Raw genomic sequence first — 19,530 nt, 5'->3', positions numbered from 1 at the left:
GGAAATGAGGGGCAGGGATGACGCACGTTCTAGCGATTGATCAGGGAACCACTTCAACGCGCGCAATCGTTTTTGATGCCGCCATGAACATCGCCGCTGTCGCGCAGGAAGAATTTGGGCAGCATTTCCCGGCCTCCGGCTGGGTCGAACATAATCCGGCCGATCTTTGGTCCACGACCGTTGCGACCTGTCGTTCGGCCATCGAACAGGCCGGGTTGTCCGCGGCACAGATTGCCGCCATCGGCATCACGAACCAGCGCGAAACAACGCTGGTATGGAACCGGCATACCGGTCAGCCCATTCACAACGCAATCGTCTGGCAAGACCGCAGAACATCCGACATGTGCCGCGCGCTGCGCGATGCGGGGCATGAAGAGATGGTGAAGAACCGGACCGGCCTGCTGCTTGATCCCTATTTTTCCGGCACCAAACTGGCGTGGATATTGAACAACGTGGAAGGTGCAAGGGAACAGGCCAACGCAGGGGATTTGCTGTTCGGCACCGTCGACAGTTTCCTGACCTGGAAACTGACGGGCGGCAAAGTTCACGCCACCGATGCAACCAATGCGGCGAGAACACTCCTCTATGACATCCGTAACGGCAGGTGGAGCAGCACGATCTGCGACATGCTCGACATTCCTCTTGCTATGCTGCCAGAGGTTCGGGATTGCGCCGCAGATTTTGGCGCAAGCATTCCGGAATTGTTCGGTGGTGAAATCCCCATCCTCGGCGTCGCAGGTGATCAGCAGGCCGCCACAGTCGGGCAGGCGTGTTTTGCGCCTGGGATGATGAAATCAACCTACGGTACGGGCTGCTTTGCGTTGCTCAATACGGGTGATGCCCCGGTGCAGTCGCAGAACAAGCTGCTAACCACCATTGCCTATCAGCTGGATGGCAAACCGACCTATGCGCTGGAAGGGTCGATCTTTGTCGCCGGTGCCGTGGTTCAATGGCTGCGCGACGGGCTTAAAATCATCCAGTCCGCGCCTCAGACACAGGCGCTCGCCGAACAAGCTGATCCAACGCAGGACGTGGTTCTTGTTCCGGCATTTGTCGGATTGGGCGCACCGTATTGGAATGCGGAATGCCGGGGCGCGGTCTATGGCCTGACCCGCAACTCGGGCCCTGCCGAATTTGCCCGCGCGGCACTGGAAAGCGTCGGTTATCAGACCCGCGATCTGCTGGAAGCAATGCGCGCGGATTGGGTTTCCGGTGACGCCGGACCGGTCCTGCGTGTCGACGGCGGGATGAGCGCGTCAGACTGGGCGATGCAATTCCTGTCGGACATTCTGGGCGCCCCGGTTGATCGACCCAAGGTTCTCGAAACGACCGCACTCGGCGCGGCCTGGCTGGCTGGAATGAAGGCTGGGGTCTATCCGGAAATGCAAGAGTTTCAGGCTCAGTGGTCTCTCGACCGCCGGTTCGATCCGGCCATGGAGGAGGCGACGCGCATGGAAAAGTATGACCGCTGGAAAAGTGCCGTGGACGCCACCACTCGCGTCTAAGGTTTCGGGGCTGTGGGCCCACGATCAGAAATGTACAAATCGGACAAAAGGGCGGTTTGAATGCGTACAAACCGGAAGGTTTGGCAAATTGGCCGACAGGCATCGGCACATCTGAAAACTAACCTGATCACCATCACGGCGACATAAAAAACGCCCCGCAGTGTTTGCGGGGCGTTTAGTTTTTTTTCGGCGAAATCAGGCAGCGTCTTCGGTGGGTTCCGGGCCCTTTCGGTTGGTCCCCTTGATCCATTCCCGCAGCCCCTGCATGACCGCATAAAGAACCGGAACCAGCACCACGCCGACCACCGTAGCAGCAAGCATCCCGCCAAAGACGGCGACACCAATGGCCTTTTGACTGGCAGCCCCCGCACCGCTGGCGGCCAACAGTGGGACAACCCCTAAAAGGAACGACAGTGCGGTCATCATCACAGCCCGGAAACGCTGATACGCAGCCTCGGCAGCGGCGTCGCGAACCGACAGGCCATTGGCGCGCTGCTCCATTGCGAATTCGACGATCAGAATGCCGTTCTTCGAGGCAAGCCCCACCAGCATGATCATCCCGATCTGCGTATACAGGTTGATATCGCTTCCAACGATAGCCACGGCAGCCACGGCCCCGAACAGGGCAACGATCACCGATAGCAGGATGGAAACCGGCAGGGTCCAGCTTTCATATTGCCCCACAAGGAACAGATAGCCGAACAGGATGGCCAACCCGAGGATCACGATCACCAGACCGCCCGAGGCCAGCTGCTGCTGCGCCGTACCCGTCCATTCGAACGCATAGCCCGGGGGCAGGGCGGTGGATGATTCCTCGGTCATGACGTTGATCGCGTCACCGGTCGACATCCCTTCGGCGGGCACGGCCGTCACCGTAGCCGACCGGAACAGGTTGTGCCGTTTAAGCAGAACCGGCCCCAGCACGTTTTCGATATCGATCAGCGTACCCAGCGGAACCATTTCGCCCTTGGTCGAGCGGACGTACAGGTTCGAGATATCCTCGACCTTGTCACGGTACGATCCCTCGGCCTGGATCATTACCCGGTAGACGCGGCCAAACAGGTTGAAATCGTTGACATAATACGATCCCAGCTGCGCCTGCATGGTTTGAAAGACCTCGGCCACCGATACTTGCAGCGTCTTGGCTTTTTCCCGGTCCAGATCGACGAACAATTGCGGCACGTTTGCGCGGAACGTCGTATACGCCTGACCGATTTCAGGCCGCTGATTGGCTGCATAGACAAAGGACCCAACCGCCGAGGCCAGATCCTGAGGCGATCCGCCACCGGTTTGCTGAACCTCCATTTCGACACCTGCCGACATACCCAGACCCTGGATGGGCGGTGGGTTGAAGGCAACGATTGAGGCCGCCGACTCTCCGAATGCGATGGCCAGTACCTTTTGCAGGATGGCATCTGCGCTCAGGTCGTCCTCGCGCCGCTCGTCCCAGTTGTCGAGATTGACGAAAATGGCCGCGCCGTTCGTTGTTGTGCCGTTGAGCAGGGAGAAGCCGTTGACCAGAACCGTGTTCGCAACCCCCGGAATCTCGCGGATCTGGTCGTCCACACGCTTTGTCACCGTCTCGGTCCGCTCCAGCGTCGCGGCATCCGGTAACTGGACATCAACGAACAGATAGCCGTTATCCTCAAGCGGAAGGAAACCGCTGGACGTGTTGGACATGATGGTACCTGCGCCCATAGCGATGGCCGCAATGATCCCCAGCGAAACGACCGGAATGATCAGCAACTTGCGAACGATTGCGACATAGCCGTTTCGTACGCCGCCGATGAACCTTTCAAACAGCGCCAGTACGCCCTTGGGCGGGCCAGAGCGTGCCTTCAGAACCAGGCCACACAATGCCGGAGAGAGTGTCAGGGCGTTGATCGAGGAAATCACGACAGCGGTCGAGATCGTGACGGCAAATTGCGAATACAGACGTCCCGAGATACCGGGCATGAACGTTACAGGGACAAACACGGCCAGCAGAACCAGCGTTGTTGCGATAACCGGTCCGGTGATCTGACCCATTGCTTTGCGAGTGGCCTCGGCGGGGGACAACCCCTCATCCGCGATGATCCGCTCGACGTTTTCCACCACAACGATGGCGTCGTCCACCACGATCCCGATGGCCAGCACCAGCGCAAACAGCGAGATCGTGTTGAGCGACATACCAAACAGCAGAAGGAACGCGAATGTGCCGATCAACGATACCGGGATCGCCACCGCCGGAATGATTGTTGCACGCCAACTGCCAAGGAAAACGAATACGACCGAGATAACCAGAATAAATGTCAGGATAAGTGTCGAGACCACATCGTTCAGCGATTGTTCGACAAAATCCGTGGTGTTGAATGGCACGGCATATTCGACATCTGTCGGGAAGGATCGGGACAGACGCTCCAGCTCTGCCTGAACACGTTCAGACACCGCCAGAGCGTTGGCGCCAGGGGCCTGATAGATGCCAAGAACCGTCGCCGGGACACTTTGGAAATAGCCTGAGGCGGAATAGAATTGGGCACCAAGCTCAACGCGCGCGATATCCTTGACCCGTACGATGGCGCCAGCATCACCGGTCCGGATGACAATATCGCCGAATTCATCAGCCGAGGTCAGGCGACCCTTAGTCTTGATCGTGTATTGAAAGGTCTGCCCTTCGGGAACGGGTGGTGAGCCGATCGAACCGGCGGAAACTTCGATATTCTGTTCCCGGATCGCATTGATCACATCGCCGGGCGAAATTGACAGCGCAGCCATCTTGTCCGGGTCCATCCAGATACGCATGGCATATTCCAGATTGGTCAGAACATCTGCCTTGCCGACGCCCTGAACCCGCGCCAGCGCATCCTTGAGGTTGATGGAGGCATAGTTCGACAGGAATACGCTGTCATAGGTGTTGTTCGGTGACGTCAAGGTCACCAGAAGCAGCATGTTCGTCGACGCCTTCTGAGTCACCACGCCCGAAGATGTCACCTCGGTTGGCAGCGACGACATGGCCTGCGCCACCCTGTTCTGCACGTTCACGGACGCAATGTCGGGGTCCGTGCCGACCTCGAACGTGACGTTCAGCGAGTAGGAGCCGTTATCGGCCGAGGTCGACGTCATATAGATCATGTCGTCGACGCCGTTGACCTGAGCTTCGATCGGGGCGGCAACGGTGTTTTCCACGGTTTCGGCGTTCGCGCCGGTATAAGTGGTCGTCACGCTGACAACGGGCGGGGTGATGTCCGGGAATTGCGCGACCGGCAAAACCAGATATCCGATGGCCCCCATGATCGTAAGAACCAGTGAAATGACCAGAGCCAGCTTGGGCCGGCTGATGAACAGGGCTGAGAACATCAGTTATTCTCCCGGCTGCTCGGCGGCCACAACGGCGTCAACGGCGACGCCGGGGCGAACACGTTGCAGGCCCTCGACGATCACGCTTTCCCCTTCGCGCAACCCGTCCAGAACGATGATCGCCGTACCGACAACGTCGCCGGTCGTGATGTAGCGCTGTTCAACCATTTGCTTGTCATTGACGACCAGAACAAATTCTCCTCGCTGGTCGCGCTGCAGGGCTGCCTGTGGGACCAGAACCTGCAGGGTCGGCTCCAGTGCTTCGATATGAACACTCAGAAAGGCGCCATCCACGATCAGGCGGCCCTGGTTTTCGAACTCGGCCCGGACAGTAATCGCGCCGGTCAGCGGGTCGATGCGGTTGTCGACGAAAATGATCTCGCCGGTTTCCGGCAATTCAGACCCGTTTGGCAAGATGACCTTCACCACAGGGCTTTTGTCGCTTTCGACCAGGGTGGTGGGATTTTCGCCAACAGTTTCCAGCACCGAGATGAACTGCTTTTCGTTGAGTGAGAAGTTCACATAGATCGGCGCTTCGCGCACCAGCGTAACCAGCGGTGGGTTATTGGGGCCGACGACGTCGCCGACACTTGTGGCGACCCGCCCGATGCGGCCCGAGAAGGGGGCCATGATCTGGGTATAGCTCAGGTCCAGTTCAGCCTGCTGAATTGCCGCATGGGCGGCTTTGACCTCAGCCTCGGCGACAAGTTCGTTGGCCCTGGCGATATCGCGTTCGGATTCCGGGGTGGCGTCGCGCCTGAACAGTTCTTCCTTTCGGGCCAGATCGACTTTGGCCAGTTCCAGATTGGCTTCGGCGCGGTCCAGATCCGCTTTGCGCGCTTCAAGCGTTGCTTCGTAAAGATCTGGTTCGATTGTAAACAGCAGATCACCTTCCTGAACGGGCGCACCATCTTCGACATTCTGGCTTTCCAGAAAACCGCTGACCCGCGCCACAATGTCCACCTTGTCGATGGCTTCGGCACGCCCGATGAACACCGCCTCGTCCACGATTTCCTCGGAATAGGCAGCTGCTATTGAAACCTTCGGAGCGGGCGCGTCGCCCTGTTCCTGAGCCAATGCGGGAAGGGCAATTCCCAAGCAGGCCAGAACAGCTGCATGACGGCAGACTGATGCAATCCCACCGTTGCGACGGGAATCTGAAATCTTCAAAGCAAGGGACATGGCAAAAGCCTCGTTCAATATGCACGTTTTTTTGGTCTGACAGGGCCGTTGGGATTAGCCGAGTCGACGGAACTCCGATGCAGGATGGCTGTTTTGCGGCAATATCTCAAGCGTGTTGGTGCGGATCCAGGTGTTGTGGATTAGAGATTTTCGCTGAAAGTTGGCGTACTTATGCCTACATCCGCACGGCACGTGGCGTATCGCATGATTACCTGACGCAAAAGAACATACCCCTGAAATAAAAAGGGAGCCGACATGGCCCCCTTTTCAGATCGTCTTGGGTAAATCGAAATCTAGTCCCGCGTTCCAGCAAATCGCCCTTGCCAGTCTTCACGCTGTTCATCGGCGATCTTGGCGAACAGAACCTCGGGAACCGTGAACTCATGCCCGGCGGACAGGGCACTCAGCGCGCCCGCGACGTCATCCGGCCAGCTTGTGTCGAGAGTGTTCATCGCGCTCAGCATCCGGGCCGAAGATTCCGGGATGAACGGCGCGCTGAGCACGGCATAGAGGCGGATCAGGTTCAGGCCCAGACGCACCTGCGCAGCAGCCTGTTCGGGGTCTTCCTTGAAGGTTGACCACGGGGCAGCAGCCTGCAGGTATTCGTTGCCTGCGACCCAGATTGCACGCAGCTCCTGCGCGGACTTGCGAACCTCCATCGCCCCCATATGCCCTTCATAGGCGCGGACGCGATTGGTCAGTTCTTTGATCAGCGCCTGTTCGCGGACACCGTAGGTGCCACCCTCGGGTACGGCTTCGCCGAATTTCGAGCGGCAGAACTTGGTGATGCGGCTGACGAAATTGCCCAGAACATCCGCCAGATCCTTGTTCACCGATTGCTGGAAGTTTTCCCACGTGAACTCACTGTCGCTGCTTTCGGGCGCGTGGCTCAGCAGCCACCAGCGCCAATAGTCGGCGGGCAGTATCTCCAGCGCCTGATCCATGAACACGCCACGGCCCTGGCTGGTCGAAAACTGGCCGCCGTCATAGTTCAGGTAGTTGAACGACTTGAGGTGATCGACCATCTTCCACGGCTCGCCCGAGCCCAGAATGGTGGCCGGGAAGCTGAGCGTGTGGAAGGGGACGTTGTCCTTGCCCATGAACTGCACATAGCGCACGTCATCGGCGCCCTTGTCGGTCCGCCACCAGCGTTCCCAATCGGCGTCAGTCTTGCCGTTAGCGTCGGCCCATTCCTTGGCGCAGGCGATGTATTCGATGGGTGCATCGAACCAGACATAAAAGACCTTACCTTCCATACCCGGCCAGTCCTGATCGCCCTTCTTGACCGGCACACCCCAGTCCAGATCACGGGTGATGCCACGGTCCTGCAGACCGTCGCCGTCGTGCAGCCACTTCTTGGCAATCGAGGTGGTCAGGATCGGCCAGTCTTTCTTGCTGTCGATCCATGCATCTAACTGATCCTTCATTGCTGACTGGCGCAGATACAGGTGCTTGGTCTCACGCACTTCAAGGTCGGTTGAACCACTGATCGCGCTGCGCGGCTCGATCAGGTCGGTCGGGTCCAACTGCTTAGTGCAGTTCTCACATTGGTCACCCCGCGCACGATCATACCCGCAATTGGGGCAGGTGCCTTCGATATAACGGTCGGGCAGGAAGCGGCCATCAGCGTTGGAATAGACCTGCTTTTCGGTGACTTCACGGATCAGCCCAGCGTCGTCCAGCTTACCTGCGAAATGCTGGGTCAGTTTTTTGTTCTGCTCGCTGGACGAGCGCCCAAAGTGATCGAAGCTAAGGCCAAATCGTTTGGCGATATCGGCCTGAACACCATACATTTCGGCGCAATACTCGGCCACGGGTTTTCCCGCTTTGGCGGCCGCCAGTTCTGCCGGAGTGCCATGTTCGTCAGTGGCGCAAAGGAACATGACCTCGTTCCCCCGGCCACGTTGAAAACGTGCGTACAGGTCGGCAGGCAATTGCGAGCCGATCAGGTTGCCGAGGTGCTTGATCCCGTTGATGTAAGGGATCGCCGAGGTAATGAGAATTCGAGCCATGTTCCGTATCCGCGTAACTGTCTGCGCGCCCGTCTACATTATGTGACCGGCCAGCAAAAGGCCGGGTTTGGCGCGGATGCTGTTTAAAGCAACAAATACACAGAAAAAGTGCGGTGCGGGGGATTGGATGTTGTATCTCTGCTGGTCGCCACAATACCCATAGGTTGAAATTCAGAATCACAACCTCTTGAAAAGCTTGTTATGGCTACCCATCTTCAGTGTATACCAAAGTATACAAAAACGGGGACAACCTGCTAATGTTCAACTTTCTGCTCGAGGGCGCATTTGCGCCCTTTACACTGGCGCTTGCGTTGCTGTTCGGCCTTCTGGCGCTGGAACTGGTCGCACTGGTGTTGGGCGGAAGCTTGATGGCGGGTGAGGGCGAGGTCGATCTGGACATGGTCGATGCCCCCGATCTTGAGGTTGCTGACTTCGATCTGGATATCGACGCCGATGTCGATCTTGGCGACTTTGAGTTGGCCGAAGTCGAAGCAGACGCACCCGGTGCTGCCCCGGCGGGCCCGTTGGGCTGGCTTGGGATCGGCAAGATGCCTTTCATGATCTGGCTGGCCGTTCTGCTGGCCGGGTTCGGCCTAAGCGGTATGGGTCTGCAACTGGCGCTGCGCGATTTGCTGGGCTTTGATCTGCCAAGCTGGATGGCCGCAATCCCGGCAGGTGCATTTGCCCTGTGGTTCGCGCGTGGCTTTGGCGGTGTGTTTGCCCGCCTGCTGCCCAAGACAGAAACCGAGGCAATGTCCGAACGGATGCTGGCCCGCCGTCGTGGCGTGGTCACCCAAGGCACCGCAACGCGTGGGCGCCCGGCCGAGGTTCGGGTCATGGATCGCTATGGCAACGCTCACTACCTGCGCGCTGAACCGCTGCAGGACAAGGACGCGCTGAAACAGGGCACCGACGTGCTGGTGCTGCGCGACCGACGGCGTGACCGGTTCGTTCTGGTCGGCTTGTCAAACTAATCAAATTTCAAACCCCATCACGGAGGATTATGCATGGAACTTACATTCCTGGCCGTCACAGTTGTGACCATTTTAGCAGTCGTTTTGTTCATCGGCCTTGTGCTTGGCCGACTTTACCGACGCGCAACCCGCGAGGTCAGCCTTGTGAAAACCGGCGCCGGCGGCAAAAAAGTCATCATGGATGGCGGTGTCATCATCGTACCGCTGCTGCATGAGGTCAGCCCGGTCAACATGAAGACCCTGCGCCTGGAGGTGCAGCGCAGTGGCGAGGCCGCGCTGATCACCAAGGACCGGATGCGTGTTGATGTAGGCGTCGAGTTCTACGTCTCGGTCATGGCGACCGAGGAGGGGATCTCGCGCGCAGCCCAGACCTTGGGTGGCCGTACCTTTGACGTCGAGCAGCTGCGCGAGATGATCGAAGGCAAGCTGATCGACGGTCTGCGCGCCGTGGCCGCTCAGATGACCATGGACGGCCTACACGAGAACCGCGCCGACTTTGTGCAAGAGGTGCAGAATGCTGTGTCGGAGGACCTGCTGAAAAACGGTCTGTCTCTGGAATCCGTCTCTTTGACCGCGCTGGACCAGACGCCGTTTGAGGCATTGGACGAGAACAACGCATTTAACGCTGTAGGTATGCGTAAGCTGGCCGAGGTGATTGCGACCTCAAAAAAAGAGCGTGCGCAGATCGATGCGGATGCCGAGGTTGAAGTACGCCGCGCGGCGATGGAAGCGCAACGTCAGAAGCTGTTGATCGAAAAGGACGAAGAACAGGCCCGTATCGAACAGGCACAGCAAGTCGAAACCCTGCGCGTGGCGCAAGAGGCCGAGATTGCCGCACGGACAGAAGACTCGGTGCGTGAAACCGAACGTGCCCGCATCGCGCGTGAGGAAGCCATTCGTGCCGCCGACATTGAGCGCGAGCGCAAAATCCGCGAGGCCGAGATTTCGAAAGAGCGTGAGCTGGAAGTGGCCGAGCAAGAACGCCAGATCATCATCGCGCAGAAATCCGAAGAGGAAAGCCGCGCGCGTGCGTCCGCCGATCTGGCAAGGGCCGAGGCCACCAAGGCGACCGAAGCCGTGGCAACCGCCCGTGAAGTGGCCGAGGCCGAGCGCCAGAAACAGATCGTTCTGATCGAAGCCACGCGTGAGGCCGAGCGTCAGGCCACCGCGATCCGTCTGGCCGCGCAGGCCGAGAAAGAGGCCGCCGCCGACCGCGCCGAAGCCCGCCGCGAGGAAGCTCAGGCCGAAGCGGACGCGCTGAACATTCGCGCCGAGGCCAAGAAAAACGACATGCTGGCCGAAGCGGAAGGTAAGCGCGCGATTGTCGAGGCCGACAACGCTCTGTCCGCCGAGCAGATCCGCATGAAGGTCGATATGGCACGGATCGAGACCATGCCGTCGATCATCTCGGAAATGGTCAAGCCTGCGGAAAAGATCGACTCGATCAAGATCCATCAGGTAGGCGGCATCGGTGGTGCGTATGGTGGCGGTGCTGCCAATGGCGACAAGCCGGTGGTCAATCAGGCGCTGGACTCGATCATGGGTATGGCCGTGCAGATGCCCGCGCTCAAGAAACTGGGTGAAGAGCTGGGTCTGTCCATGGAAAACGGTGTCGGCGGCGTTGTGAACGGCGCGCTGGAGCCGACGAAGGAAGTCTCAGAAGAAACAGAATCGGCAGAAGAAACGCCGCGCTCGGACCACTAAAAGAAGAGGGCCGGGAATCTCCCGGCCCTTTTTTATTGTCGCCCTTCGCGGGACCGTTTCAGCAGCCGTCCGATGGTAAACGAGGTACGCGGGGCATAGACGTAGTTTGTGCGCTCTTCCGGGGTTGGGCGTGACCGCATCCGGGCCAGACCAAAGATTATCAGGAAGACATGGCCCAGCGCGACGAAAGCGAACAGGGCGCCGGGGCCGAATTCCTGAATCAATGTCGATGAGATGTAGGGCGAGGCAATCGCGCCCAGAGCGTACCAGAACATGAGTGCAGCCGACAGTTCGACCCTCTGTTCCGTCGTGGCAAAGTCGTTCGCGTGCGCCGATGAAACCGAGAAGATGGGGAAGGTCGTGAACCCAAAGAACCCGGCGGCCAGCATGACCCCCAGCGTGCCTGTGCCGCTGGCTATCATCGTGATCCCGCAGCTCAGGACTGCTACGGCCGACAGCCAGATCAGAACCCAGCGCCGGTCATACTTGTCTGCCAGCCACCCCATCGGATACTGCGCCAACGCCCCGCCCAGAACAAAGGACGCAAGGAAGAACGCGATCTGATCCACGCCCAGGCCAACCTCCTGTCCATAGACAGGCCCGACCATTCGGAATGAGGCTGAGCTTAGTGCCGCCACAATCACGCCTGCAACGGCCAGCGGCGAGCTGCGCCAGGCCAGTTTAGGTCGCAACCGCGGGGCGTCCGGTGTCTGGGGCTGGCTGGCGCGGGTCAGGGTCAGGGGCAACAGCGAAGCGCAGCACAGAATCGCCAGCAGGTTATACGAGACGTAGGATGCAGGTGGCAGAACCGCAATGATCAGCTGGGCGCCAAGCGAAGCCCCCATGTCGACGATGCGATAGGTCCCCATTGCGCGGCCACGGTTTTCATTCGTCACCTTTGCGTTTAGCCACGCCTCGATCACCGTATAGCTGCCCGCAACGCAGGTACCCGAGGCGATCCTGAGTGCTGCCCAGATGTATGGATTGTCGGTCAGCGTGTGCCCGATTAGCCCCATCGCCCCCAGTGCGGTGCAAACGGCAAAGGCCCGCGAATGGCCAACGGTGCCCATCAGGCGCGGCGCCCACCAGCAGCCGATGAAAAAACCCAGAAAGTGCGCCGAACCCAGCAAGCCGATTTGTTCAGTGGTGAAATCCAGCGTCAGGCCGGAAATTGCATCCAATGGACCGACACCGCCCGTGGATAGCTGCAGCAGAACAACGGAAAGGAACAGGGCGGTAAATGAAATGATTGTGCGCATAACGGTTCTAACATGACCTCGGGCCAGAAGGATGCGCGCGGTAATCCGACTTTTCGGCGTCGGATTCTGGCCATTCCCCTGCTTTAGGCCACTCTGTCAATTTCGGCATGGATGTCCAGTCCGACAGTTTCCCCCACAAGGTCGCCGTAACCTGATGCGCCAAATGCGTTCCGGTTCAACGCACCCGTCAGTCGAATGGAAAGGTTGTCCAGATCGTCCGGCGCGCTGCCCCTTTTTCGATACAGGCTGGCCTGCAAGGTGAGGGGGCGGGTGACATCCCGAATGGTCAGATCGCCCGAGACCAATGCCCCGTCGGATAAGCGTCCGCCCGCGCCCAGACGGATGCGGGTCGAGCGAAAGTGGATGGTCGGGAACCGGGCGGCATCCAGAACTTCGGGGCCCAGCATCGCAATCCGGGCAAAGGGCAACCTCGTTCGGGCTTTGCTGACATCCAGCGTTACGTTCACGCGGCTGTTTTGCAGCCGGGCCATGTCAATCCGTATGTCGGCCGATGCAATCGGCATCGTGCCGCTTTGCGCTACGCCGGACAGGTCGAACTTAAAACGGACCGAGGTGTTGCCCGGTTCCAGCCGATAAGGTGTCAGTTCTGCGTGGGCGGGGCGGGCCAGCGGTAACGAGGCCAGAATCGCCAGAGCCCGGCGTCTGGACAGGCCGGTCATGCCGGAACCTGTTGCCGCCCGGGGCGTGAGCGTTTCAGCAGCATCAGCATGATCGCGATATTCAGCCCGTTCCAGAGGATGCCATTGACAAACGCCAGTTGGTAGTTGCCGGTCACGTCATAAATCCAGCCCGACATCCAGCCGCCCAGCGCCATGCCCAGAATGGTCATCATCAGGACAAAACCAACACGTGCTCCGGCCTCGCGCGGGGGCATGTATTCGCGCACGACTAATGCATAGCTGGGCACGATGCCGCCCTGCGCCAGTCCGAAAAGCGTACTGATGACGTAAAGCGAGACCATCCCATCATAGGGCAGGAATAGGAACAACGCTATGCATTGCAGGACTGACCCGATCAACAAGGTCATTACTCCACCAAGCCTGTCTGCGACGATGCCAGAGATCACCCGGCTCACAACGCCACCCAACAGCATTAGTGACAGCATTTCCGCGCCCACAGCCGGGCCATACCCCAAACCGACGCAATAGGCGACGATGTGAACTTGTGGCATGGACATTGCCACGCAACAGCCGATGCCAGCCAGCCCCAGAAGATATTGCAATGTCCGTGGGGAAAACCCGGCGCTCCGGGCATTCAGTTGCGCTGCCGCCTCGGCGGTTCCGTGGGCTTCGGCTGGAACCTGTCGCCGCAGCAGAAGCGACAGGGGGATCACGGCCGCCAAAGTGATAACGGCCAACGTAAGATAGACCTGTTGCCATCCGTTTTCGGCCAGAATGCCGGACAGCATAGTTGGCCAGATTGCACCCGACAGATAGTTACCGCTGGCCACAAGGGCCACGGCAATCCCCCGGCGGCGCATGAACCAGTGGGATATGTCCGCAATCAAAGGTCCGAATCCGATTGATGTTCCAAGGCCCAAAAGCAGATGCGCAACGGACAAAAGCAGAATGTTGGGGGCCAGAGTTGCCAGAACATAGCTTATCGCACTCAGAACTGCCGCACCGATCAGGGCTTTGGTGACCCCCAGTCGATCCACCATTTGCCCCAGCCACATGTTGCCAAGTGCAAACCCGATCATGGTCAGGGTATAGGGCAGCGACGCCTGCGCACGGGTGGCTCCGAACTGGGCCTCAATATCCGGCATGACGATGATCACGGCCCACATGCCCACATTTACCACTGTGGCGATGGCAAGCGTGATCAGCAGTCTGATCCAGGAATAGCGGCTGTCATGGATCGGGTGGGTCATGCGGGCACGCTAGGGGCGCAAGAACGCTTTGGCCAGTCACAAGTTTCGTGATCTTGGGTCGCGCGCGTAGTCAGGTGGTTTCGTCGTCGGTTCCGATCCGCTTCAGTTCCAGCCCGGCGCGGGCGGCAGTCTGGGTGGCCTGCCATCTGGCCGGGGGCAGGGCGCGGGCGCGGCGGCGGGTCAGAACCCAGCGCCGGGCCTCGTTCTGATGGGCCGGGGCCATATGCCAGCGCGTTTCGACCCCCTGCGCACCGCCATCGCCCGGGGTCAACAACAGGCCCAGTGGTGCCTGCTTCATTGCGCCACCCTGTTCAGCGGCCAGATGCATCCGCCGTACCGGCGTCAGCCCGGGTGCGCCCGGCAGGTCGGCCACGATCAGCGGTATGGCCCCGCTGCGCAGGGATTCCTCGACGCACCACAACAGATCTTCGGCCCGCCTGGGATGGACAAAGAGAAACCGGCCCGGATCGGCAAAAGGCATCATCCCGTCCGGGTTAAGCTGATTGGCCTCCCACGCGGGGGAAATCCACAGGACCGGCCCCTGCGTCTGGCCTGCCAACCACATGGCAAAGCTGTATCGGGAAGGCCCGCAGGCCTCGTGCACACGAGACAGGGTCAGGGTGATCTGGGGGTGCAGAACCACCCCCGGCGTGGCACGTGCTGGTTTGCGGCTGAGAAGGTGGGCAGACATGCGAAGAAGTTAGCATGTTCTCATTTTGTTCTCAATGATATTATGGCGGGCCAAGCGATCCTTGCAGTCCGGGAAATCAGCAATCCTGCGCGGGGAGCATCTTGATCGAGGTATACCGGCCCTCATTGGTTTCGATCTTTGCACAGGTACCGGAAGCGCGGTTCAGCCAGTATTCGGTCACATCGCTGCTTCTGATCCTCTCGAAACCCAGTTCCTCCAGATTAGGTTCCGCCTGAACCGAACGTGCGCCGACAAAGGCCGACAGGTCGGTTGAGCTGGCTGCAGGTGCAGAAGCCGAATCCGCCAGAGTGTGACCGCTGGTTAGCCCGTATGAAACAGCTGTACAGAACGCAAAAAAGCCGAATGACCTCATCAAACCCTCCTGAATATTCTGCAGTATTTCGTCAGCGCGCGCCAATTTGCAAGGGAGCGGTCGGACCAGATCTACCAGACCTTACCGTGACAGGATCAGCTTTCCATCGGCAAACTTCATGCTTGAGAACCGATGCAGGTAGTCCATGCCCAAAAGCGATTGATCCAGTTTCCCCTCGTTGATCCAGGCTGAAACATTGCTGTCCGTAATCGGCCCCACAGCGATACTGTCCAGACGAACGGGCGCGGTTCGAACCGTGCCGTTCGCCGTCGCAGCGCGGCCAAAGTAATTCAGGTTGTTGGTGTCGATACCAACCCGCTCGGCGTCATGATCGCTCAACACGATCTGGCTGGCTCCGGTGTCGACCAGAAAGTTGACCGGTTTGCCGTTCACAAGCAGCGGCAGGTAATAGTGGCCATCGACCGAACGGGGAACCTCGATGGTGTCACCCGTCACAACCATCTGCGGTGCCGGGCTGACTGTTGTGCGGACGTCCTCCCACAGACCAACGGCGGCGATCACACCAATGAAGATGAATACCCATGCCAGCGCCTGTTGCATGGTCTTGCCCAGCGACTGCCGGTTCTGCGTGACGAACCACATCAGTACGGCGGCGCCGAGCAGGACAAGATATGTCAGACGGGCAATGTTGTCGGTATCCATGGCGTCACTCACTAAAAGCTATTCCGTGAATATATGGGGATTCAGGAAGCAAAACCAAAGGCCTTGAGGCCATCGAGGATGAACTGAACTGATAATGCGGCCAAAAGCATACCCAAAAGCCGGGTCAGCACGTTAAGGCCGGTCTTGCCAAGTAGGCGCGCCACCGCGCCCGAGGACAGATACATCAAAAAGACCATGGCCATAACCGACAGCATGACGCCGATCACCACGGCCAATCCTTCGATACCCGGTTGCTGACCGGCCAGCAGGATCATCGTCGCGATCGAGCCCGGACCCGCGATCAGGGGTATACCCAGCGGGAACACAGATGGGTCGGAATGCTCTTCTTCTTCCGCGCTGCTTTCCCGCCGCTTGGTGCGCCGCTCGAACAACATGTCCAGCGCGGTCAGGAACAACAGAACCCCGCCTGCGACCCGAAAGGCAGGCATGGAGATGCCGACAAAGCCCAGCACCGCCTCGCCAAACGCTGCAAACATGGCCAGAATGCCGGCAGCGGTCAGACAGGCTCTGATGGCAATGCCGCGCCGTGTCTGTCTGTCCATTCCCTGTGTCAGGGCCACGAAAATCGGCGTTTGTGCGGGGGGATCGATAACGACAAAAAGCGTTGTGAACGCCGTGATCAGAAATGCTGCATCGATCATGCCACGGCCTCTGCTGTTTCAAGCCGCTCGGCCGCTGCAACCCACAGGGCTTCGGCCCGCTGCATGGCTTCGACAACTTCGGCGAACTTGCGGTTCCAGTTCTCCAGTTCCCCGATCCGGCTATCTTCGTACAGCGCCGGATCGGCCAGTTTGGTCGAGAGCTTCTCGTGCATTTCGGTCAGCTTCTCGATCCGCTCTTCGCACTTGCGCAAGTCGGCCCGCAACGCCAGCACCGTGTCCCGAGAGGGGCGCTTGGGTTTGGCTGTCTGCGGCTTTTCCTTGGACACAGGCTTGTTGCGTGCCAAAAGAAGATCCCGGTATGCCTCAAGGTCGCCTTCGAACGGCTTTACCGTTCCATCCGAGACCAGCCACAACCGGTCGGCTACAAGGCTCAGCAGGTGCATGTCGTGGCTGACCAAAATTACCGCACCGGAATAGGCGGTCAGCGCCTCGACCAGCGCCTCGCGGCTTTCGATGTCCAGATGGTTTGTGGGTTCGTCCAAAATCAGCATGTGCGGCGCGTCGATGGTGGCGATCAACAGCGAAAGCCGCGCCTTTTGACCGCCCGACAGACGGCCCACCGCCGTTTCCGCCTGATCCGCGCCAAGGCCGAACCCGGCCAGCCGCGCGCGCCATTTCGCAGGCGCTTCGGCGGGGCGGAGGCGACGCAGATGGTCCAGCGGAGTTTCCTCAACGCGCAGTTCATCCACCTGATGCTGCGCGAAATACCCAATGCGCAGCTTTGAACTGCGGGTCATCTTGCCCGCCATCAGTGGCAGCCGGTCCGACAACAGTTTGGACAGCGTGGATTTGCCTTGTCCGTTTTTGCCCAGCAGCGCGATGCGGTCGTCCTGATCGATGCGCAGGTTCAGGCGGCGCAGCACCTCGGTTTCACCATAACCTGTTACACCGCCTTCCAGATGGATGATCGGGGGCGACATCTCTTCGGGTTCGGGGAAGCTGAAGGCGCGCAGCGCTGCTTCTTGTGGGGATGAAATCGGCTGCATCCGGGCCAGAGCCTTGAGACGCGATTGCGCCTGTTTGGCCTTGTCGGCCTTGTAGCGGAACCGGTCCACATAAGATTGCAGATGCGCGCGGCGGGCTTCCTGTTTTTTTGCCATCGCCTCGGCCAGCGCCAGCTTTTCGGCGCGTTGGCGTGCGAATTGGTCATACGGCCCCTGATACAGCGTCAGCTTGCGATCTTCGAGGTGGAGGATCGAACCCACCGCTCGGTTAAGCAAACCGCGGTCGTGCGAGATGATGATCACCGTGTGCGGGTATCTGGTCAGATAGCTTTCCAGCCACAGCGCCCCTTCCAAATCCAGATAGTTGGTCGGTTCGTCCAATAGCAGCAGGTCGGGCTGCGAAAACAGCACCGCCGCCAGTGCGACGCGCATCCGCCAACCGCCCGAAAAGTCCGAGCAGGGCTTTTGCTGTTCGTCATCATCGAACCCAAGCCCCTTGAGGATCGAGGCCGCGCGAGCCTCGGCCGACCACGCGTCGATATCTGCCAGACGTGTCTGAATCTCGGCAATACGGGCAGGATCCGTGGCAGTATCGGCCTCGGCCATCAGCGCGCTGCGCTCGGTGTCGGCCGCCAGTACGGTGTTGAGCAGGGAAACATCCGAGGATGGAACCTCTTGCGCCACGCCGCCAATCCGAGCCTGACGGGGCAGGGCGATCTGACCCGATTCCAAGGCCAATTCCCCCCGGATCAAGCGGAACAGAGTTGTCTTGCCAGTCCCGTTGCGCCCGACCAGACCGACCTTGTGGCCAGTGGGAATGGTGGCGCTGGCCCCGTCAAACAGGGGGCGGCCTTCGACAGCGTAAACGATGTTCTCGATCCGTAACATGCGACCGCTCTTAGCAGAGCCGCGATTGAGCCGCCAGCGGCTTGGCATGTTCAATGCGCGGGCTATGTGATAGCGCTGTTTCGAATTTGAATTTGATCGGATTTCCGAATGCGTCCCGCTCAATCGCCCCCGACTCTGGGAACATTGATTCTGGCCACCGCGCTGTCGGTGTTGTCACTGAACATGTTTCTGCCGTCACTGGCGCAGATGGGCGTGGATTTCCGGGTCGATTACGCTTTGGTGAACCTGTCCCTCGCGGGGTATCTGGCCATTTCCGCGGTGCTTCAGTTGATTATTGGGCCGCTGTCGGATCGGTTTGGGCGCAGGCCCATCCTGCTGATTTGCATGGGGATATTCGCGCTGGCCTCGGTGGGATGCACGCTGGCCGACTCGATCTGGGTGTTTCTGGGCTTTCGTCTGCTGCAGGCAGTTGTCGTCGCCGGGCCGGTACTGTCCAGCGCATCGATCCGCGACATGTACCCGCCAAACGAAGCGGCAAGCAAGCTGGGCTATGTCGCGATGGCGATGGCGCTGGCGCCGATGCTTGGGCCGATGCTGGGCGGTGCGCTGGACATGTTGTTTGGCTGGCGCGCGGGGTTTGTTCTGTATTCCGTTTTCGGGGCCGGGATGCTGGCGTTGCTCTGGGTCGATATGGGGGAAACCAATACCAGCCGTTCATCGACATTTTCGGCTCAGCTACGGCAGTATCCCCATCTTTTTCGCGCGCGCCGGTTTTGGGGATATGCGCTGTGCGCTGCGTTCTCGATCGGCGCGTTCTACACATTCATCACGGGTGCCCCACTTGTCGCCGCCGCATGGTTTGATCTGAGCCCTGCGTTGCTGGGATTGGGCATCGGCATCATAACCACGGGTTTCATGGCCGGAAACTTTGTCACCGGGCGTATCGCTGCACGGACGCGGTTGAGCACGATGATCCTAGTGGGACGGCTGATCGCATCAACAGGTCCGTTGGTCGGGCTGATCGTGTTTCTGAGCGGCGCAGGATCGGTCTGGGTCTTCTTCGGATCGGCGGTTTTTGTGGGTTTTGGCAACGGTCTGACAAATGCCAACGCCATGGCCGGGCTGATGTCCGTCCGTCCGCAGTTGGCAGGCAGCGCGTCGGGGTTGTCGGGGGCGATGACCGTGGCGTTGGGTGCGGTTCTGACCTCGGCCACGGGGGCACTGGTCAGCCCGGAAAACGCGCCGTATCTCGTGCTGGGGATGATGTCCGCCTCAAGCTTTGTCGGGCTGCTGGCGGTACTCTATGTGCGCTGGATCGACGTAAAAGACCCGCTGCCTGACGCGATCTGAACCGCATTCGTCTATGTGACCATCATAACACTTTTCATGTCTGTCATACCGTGTTAGGCGGCGCGCGATATGTCTCGGCGCGGAGCGGTCCGCGCCGCCAGCTTAAGGAGAGGC

Annotated in this window: 15 protein-coding genes; 4 read left to right on the top strand and 11 right to left on the bottom strand. The window is 59.6% G+C overall.

Annotated features, from left to right (window positions below):
* Positions 1-17 precede the first annotated feature (17 nt).
* Positions 18-1,505 (top strand): glycerol kinase GlpK, encoded by a 1,488-nt coding sequence (gene glpK, locus ACR0NW_RS01615; RefSeq protein WP_480449215.1) that lies wholly within the window; start codon positions 18-20, stop codon positions 1,503-1,505.
* A gap of 195 nt (positions 1,506-1,700) precedes the next feature.
* Here glpK and ACR0NW_RS01610 read toward each other — a convergent pair whose 3' ends face one another.
* The 3 genes from ACR0NW_RS01610 to metG form a co-directional block, all read right to left on the bottom strand.
* On the bottom strand, positions 1,701-4,841 hold the full coding sequence (locus tag ACR0NW_RS01610) for an efflux RND transporter permease subunit (protein ID WP_170650303.1): 3,141 nt from the start codon (positions 4,839-4,841) through the stop codon (positions 1,701-1,703).
* Positions 4,842-4,844: 3 nt separating this feature from the next.
* On the bottom strand, positions 4,845-6,023 hold the full coding sequence (locus ACR0NW_RS01605; RefSeq protein ID WP_480449216.1) for an efflux RND transporter periplasmic adaptor subunit: 1,179 nt from the start codon (positions 6,021-6,023) through the stop codon (positions 4,845-4,847).
* Between the two features lie 293 nt (positions 6,024-6,316).
* Positions 6,317-8,035, bottom strand: a complete 1,719-nt coding sequence (gene metG / locus ACR0NW_RS01600) for a methionine--tRNA ligase (protein ID WP_480449217.1) — start codon at positions 8,033-8,035, stop codon at positions 6,317-6,319.
* Between the two features lie 257 nt (positions 8,036-8,292).
* Between metG and ACR0NW_RS01595 the strand changes: the two genes are divergently transcribed.
* Together ACR0NW_RS01595 and ACR0NW_RS01590 are read left to right on the top strand one after the other, a co-directional pair.
* Complete coding sequence (locus tag ACR0NW_RS01595; protein WP_480449219.1) at positions 8,293-9,009, top strand: OB-fold-containig protein; 717 nt, start codon at positions 8,293-8,295, stop codon at positions 9,007-9,009.
* Between the two features lie 33 nt (positions 9,010-9,042).
* Positions 9,043-10,713 carry a flotillin family protein gene (locus ACR0NW_RS01590; protein ID WP_480449221.1) on the top strand — a complete coding sequence of 557 codons (1,671 nt, stop codon included), beginning with the start codon at positions 9,043-9,045 and terminating at the stop codon, positions 10,711-10,713.
* Between the two features lie 32 nt (positions 10,714-10,745).
* Here ACR0NW_RS01590 and ACR0NW_RS01585 read toward each other — a convergent pair whose 3' ends face one another.
* The 8 genes from ACR0NW_RS01585 to ACR0NW_RS01550 all read right to left on the bottom strand — a co-directional run bounded on the left by ACR0NW_RS01585 (position 10,746) and on the right by ACR0NW_RS01550 (position 18,105).
* Entirely contained in the window at positions 10,746-11,972 is a 1,227-nt protein-coding gene (locus ACR0NW_RS01585; protein WP_170650293.1) for an MFS transporter, read from the bottom strand.
* Positions 11,973-12,055: 83 nt separating this feature from the next.
* Positions 12,056-12,652, bottom strand: coding sequence for a YceI family protein (locus ACR0NW_RS01580; protein WP_480449223.1), 597 nt, complete (start codon positions 12,650-12,652; stop codon positions 12,056-12,058).
* Positions 12,649-13,863: an MFS transporter gene (locus tag ACR0NW_RS01575; RefSeq protein ID WP_480449225.1), complete on the bottom strand. Its 1,215-nt coding sequence runs from the start codon at positions 13,861-13,863 to the stop codon at positions 12,649-12,651. The genes ACR0NW_RS01580 and ACR0NW_RS01575 overlap by 4 nt, the downstream gene beginning before the upstream one ends.
* 70 nt (positions 13,864-13,933) lie before the next feature.
* Positions 13,934-14,554 (bottom strand): ImuA family protein, encoded by a 621-nt coding sequence (locus ACR0NW_RS01570; RefSeq protein ID WP_480449227.1) that lies wholly within the window; start codon positions 14,552-14,554, stop codon positions 13,934-13,936.
* Positions 14,555-14,630: 76 nt separating this feature from the next.
* Entirely contained in the window at positions 14,631-14,927 is a 297-nt protein-coding gene (locus ACR0NW_RS01565; protein ID WP_480449229.1) for a hypothetical protein, read from the bottom strand.
* 81 nt (positions 14,928-15,008) lie between these two features.
* Positions 15,009-15,590 carry a retropepsin-like aspartic protease family protein gene (locus tag ACR0NW_RS01560; RefSeq protein ID WP_480449231.1) on the bottom strand — a complete coding sequence of 194 codons (582 nt, stop codon included), beginning with the start codon at positions 15,588-15,590 and terminating at the stop codon, positions 15,009-15,011.
* Between the two features lie 41 nt (positions 15,591-15,631).
* Complete coding sequence (locus tag ACR0NW_RS01555) at positions 15,632-16,252, bottom strand: MarC family protein (RefSeq protein ID WP_480449233.1); 621 nt, start codon at positions 16,250-16,252, stop codon at positions 15,632-15,634.
* Entirely contained in the window at positions 16,249-18,105 is a 1,857-nt protein-coding gene (locus ACR0NW_RS01550; protein WP_480449235.1) for an ABC-F family ATP-binding cassette domain-containing protein, read from the bottom strand. The genes ACR0NW_RS01555 and ACR0NW_RS01550 overlap by 4 nt, the downstream gene beginning before the upstream one ends.
* A gap of 108 nt (positions 18,106-18,213) precedes the next feature.
* On the opposite strand from ACR0NW_RS01550, the gene ACR0NW_RS01545 reads away from it, so the two are divergent.
* Entirely contained in the window at positions 18,214-19,416 is a 1,203-nt protein-coding gene (locus tag ACR0NW_RS01545; protein WP_480449237.1) for a multidrug effflux MFS transporter, read from the top strand.
* Positions 19,417-19,530: the final 114 nt, after the last annotated feature.

Source organism: Ruegeria sp. CF5 (assembly GCF_056537325.1).
The sequence above is the reverse complement of the archived record's forward strand: the minus strand, read 5'-3'. Positions and strand labels throughout refer to the sequence as shown.